The sequence below is a fragment of the Escherichia sp. AM3 genome (assembly GCF_032029835.1).
In the GTDB taxonomy this organism is placed as follows: Bacteria; Pseudomonadota; Gammaproteobacteria; order Enterobacterales; family Enterobacteriaceae; genus Escherichia; species Escherichia coli.
Window position 1 is genome coordinate 1 of the sequence record NZ_JAVUPQ010000140.1, and the last position, 3964, is coordinate 3964.

The 3964-nt window shown below is 39.5% G+C and carries 3 protein-coding genes; all 3 read left to right on the plus strand.

Annotated features, from left to right (window positions below):
• Window positions 1-397 precede the first annotated feature (397 nt).
• The 3 genes from RTW80_RS22805 (at window position 398) to RTW80_RS22820 (ending at window position 3901) form a co-directional block, all read left to right on the plus strand.
• Window positions 398-1507, plus strand: coding sequence for an SDR family oxidoreductase (locus RTW80_RS22805; protein ID WP_312720319.1), 1110 nt, complete (start codon window positions 398-400; stop codon window positions 1505-1507).
• A gap of 68 nt (window positions 1508-1575) precedes the next feature.
• Window positions 1576-2478, plus strand: coding sequence for an antimicrobial resistance protein Mig-14 (locus RTW80_RS22810; protein ID WP_001312822.1), 903 nt, complete (start codon window positions 1576-1578; stop codon window positions 2476-2478).
• Window positions 2479-3160: 682 nt separating this feature from the next.
• Window positions 3161-3901 (plus strand): tyrosine-type recombinase/integrase, encoded by a 741-nt coding sequence (locus tag RTW80_RS22820; protein WP_001066954.1) that lies wholly within the window; start codon window positions 3161-3163, stop codon window positions 3899-3901.
• Window positions 3902-3964: the final 63 nt, after the last annotated feature.

A 3964-nucleotide genomic window follows, 5' to 3' on the forward strand; every position in this document is an offset into this window, starting at 1 on the left:
CTTTAAATATGATAAACAAAAGGCCAGCACTTCTGATGGTGGTCTTTTGATTTTTTATAATATGTGGAGGGTATATGTGCTCAACGATAAAAGTGTTTCTGTTAACTCTTGTATTTTTAAAGATGCTGCTCTGCCACTCTTCATGCATAACGACACAGTGTTATCGACATAAAAATAATTGATAAGCGATGTTAATAATATGAATTTTATTATAATTCTATTACTCGTCAATAATAAGAAGACCATCCAATAAAAACACTCGCAATAACCTGAAGGATCCTGTCGTATAAAAATAAACATTGTTTTTACATTTAATCTCTCTTGATTTTGTTTAATCATAGTTTATGTAAGATAATTTATTTTTATAATGATTACATGAAAACAAAAGAGGTTAGATATGAAATTGTTATTACTTACAGGTGCAACAGGATTTCTTGGTGGCGCGGTCCTGGATAAGCTGCTGGATAACTGTAATAATATAAATTTGCTACTTTTAGTACGAGCACCTACTCCACAAGCGGGACTGGAAAGAATTAAAGAAAATATGCGTAAATTTAATGTTTGTGAGGAAAGGTTGCATGCATTAACTAATGATAACATCTTGCCTGGGGATCTAAATAATCCGGAAGCCTTTCTCATGGATCCTCGTCTTGATGAAGTCACTCATGTTATAAACTGTGCGGCTATAGCTTCTTTTGGTAATAATCCTTTTATATGGAATGTGAATGTTACAGGTACACTTGCTTTTGCAAGAAGAATGGCAAAAGTGGCAGGACTGAAACGCTTCCTTCATGTTGGTACTGCTATGTCTTGTACACCTCATACGGGGTCGCTAGTTAAGGAAGAGTCTGCTTCATCAGAAACAGGTGAACATTTAGTGGAGTATACGCATTCAAAAGCAACAATAGAATATCTGATGCGTAAGCAGTGTCCTGATTTACCTTTGTTGGTTGCCCGACCATCAATTATTGTTGGCCACAGTCGTGTAGGGTGCTTACCTTCAACCAGTATTTTCTGGGTATTCAGAATGGGGTTAATGTTGCAAAAATTTATGTGCTCTCTGGATGATAAAATAGATGTTATCCCTGTAGATTATTGTGCTGATGCATTGCTAATGTTGCTTGAAAGTTCGTTAATTAATGGTGAGATTGTTCATATATCAGCAGGTAAAGAAAGTAGTGTGACGTTCTCTGCTATTGACGAAGCTGTAGCCCGTGCTTTGAACTGTGATCCTGTTGGAGACAGATATACTAAAGTCAGTTATGACATACTGGCAATGAGCCGTCATGATTTTAAAAATATTTTTGGTCCCTGTAACGAACGCCTTATGTTAAAAGCCATTCGTTTATATGGAGCGTTCAGTATGCTCAATGTTTGTTTCAGTAACGACAAGCTACTGAGTATCGGAATGCCTAAACCGCCAAAGTTTACTGATTATATTAAATACTGTATAGAAACGACAAAACACCTTTCAATTCAACAACAAATGGAAGTTGATTTTAAATAATATTTATCATAATCAGAATTATTGTTGGTGTTGCACTCATAACATATAAAAACGCCGAGGATATGACTTTGTCAATTAAAAATATAAAGCGCATTATTACGGCCTGGAAACCATCTACATTCGAAACGTACAAAAAAACTTTTGAAAAATACGGTGGTAGTGTAAACATGCATCCGGATGTTGTTTCATACTTTATGATACATCATGACTGGAAGTTTGATTTTTTTCACTATGAAAAAGATGGTGATATCAAAGGCTCATATTTTCTGTGCAATGGAAAACAAATTGGGATAATGGCAAGAAGGTCTTATCCTCTTTCATCTGATGAGGTATTAATTCCTTTTTCCCCACATGCAAGATGTTTTTTTCCGGATAAAACTAATAAATTATCAATTATAAATAAACAAAATATTATCAATGCAACATGGAAAATAGCCAGAAAAAAACAAAATTGTATTATAAAGGAATCTTTTTCACCTAAATTTGAAAAAACTCGCCGAAATGAAATCCAGAGATTTATCAGGAATGGCGGAGAGATTAAGTGTATAAGCCAGTTATCCGATAAAGAAATATCCAGCTCTTATATATCACTTTTTCATTCCCGGTTTGGAGGTACCCTACCTTGCTACGAATATGATAATCTGTTAATGTTTATTTCTCACTTACGAGAACTTATGTTTGGCCATGTGCTATTCTGGGATAATAAACCGTGTGCTATTGATATAGTACTGAAATCTGAAAGCTCATGTAATGTTTATTATGACGTTCCAAATGGTGCAGTTCTGAATGATGAGAATTGCATGAAACTAAGTCCGGGAAGTGTCCTTATGTGGCTGAATATAGATAAAGCACGAAGGTATTGTCAGGATAATAATAAAAAGATGATATATTCTATCGGTGCATTCAGACCTGAATGGAAATATAAACTACTATGGTCTGTTCCCTGTAAGGTTGGTAAATGCTTATGTTAGAATATGTATAAAGGTAAGTAACTATATAAGAGCGTCCAGTCTGCAAATACTCCTCTAAACATGGAGGAGTAGATTTATAATGTCATAACATTTACTAAATCGTTTTACATTAATTTCAAATTTGAAATTAATGTATTTTGATAACTATATATTTTTTATTCCGAAAACAGACATTTCTTTCTTTGAGTCAGGGCTTACACTCAAAATATTAATATTGTTTGTGTGAAGACATATTATTCAATAACGATGGTGAGAAATATCTGTACTTTTTCGCATAATCTAACTATTTACTTAATTGTTCATTCTGTGAACAGAATCTGTTTATTATGTATCAGGTTGATGATGTGATTAAGCAGTCTGAAACCAGAGGAATATGGAGTCAGAAATTTTCAGTTGTCTTTTAAGGGCGTCTGCAGGATTTTTTTTCCGTTTCTGCCTGTCCTGGCATTACCCCAATTCTCCCAAAAACGGTAAACCAGCCCTCAGCCCGCACCATGACTGGCTTAAGACGGGATCCCAGCGGCAAAATGCGCCTTTATGTATTTGGTTTTACCCGCAATAATGCGTGATAATCAAACAAAAGGATCCGCGCGCTGCGATTTATTGTCGTGGAAGGATCCGGGCGTTCAGGTCAGAATACCTGTATCCATAAACAGTGCGTGTGCTACGTGAAAAATAACTCATGAACAATGTCATTCCCCTGCAGAATTCACCTGAACGCGTCTCCCTGTTACCCATTGCGCCGGGGGTGGATTTTGCAACAGCGCTCTCCCTGAGAAGAATGGCCACTTCCACGGGGGCCACACCGGCCTACCTGCTGGCCCCGGAAGTGAGTGCCCTTCTCTTCTATATGCCGGATCAGCGTCACCATATGCTGTTCGCCACCCTCTGGAATACCGGAATGCGTATTGGCGAAGCCCGGATGCTGACGCCGGAATCATTTGACCTGAATGGAGTAAGACCGTTTGTGCGGATCCTGTCCGAAAAAGTGCGTGCGCGACGCGGACGCCCGCCAAAAGATGAAGTGCGCCTGGTTCCGCTGACAGATATAAGCTATGTCAGGCAGATGGAAAGCTGGATGATCACCACCCGGCCCCGTCGTCGTGAACCATTATGGGCCGTGACCGACGAAACCATGCGCAACTGGCTGAAGCAGGCTGTCAGACGGGCCGAAGCTGACGGAGTACACTTTTCGATTCCGGTCACACCACACACCTTCCGGCACAGCTATATCATGCACATGCTCTATCACCGCCAGCCCCGGAAAGTCATCCAGGCACTGGTTGGTCACAGGGATCCACGTTCGATGGAGGTTTATACCAGAGTGTTTGCACTGGATATGGCTGCCACGCTGGCAGTGCCTTTCACAGGTGACGGGCGGGATGCTGCGGAGATCCTGCGTACACTGCCTCCCCTGAGGTGACGGCATACGCGCTTCCTTATATAAGCTGTGGTCAGCAGAACAGACATAACATAAGCTGGAGCA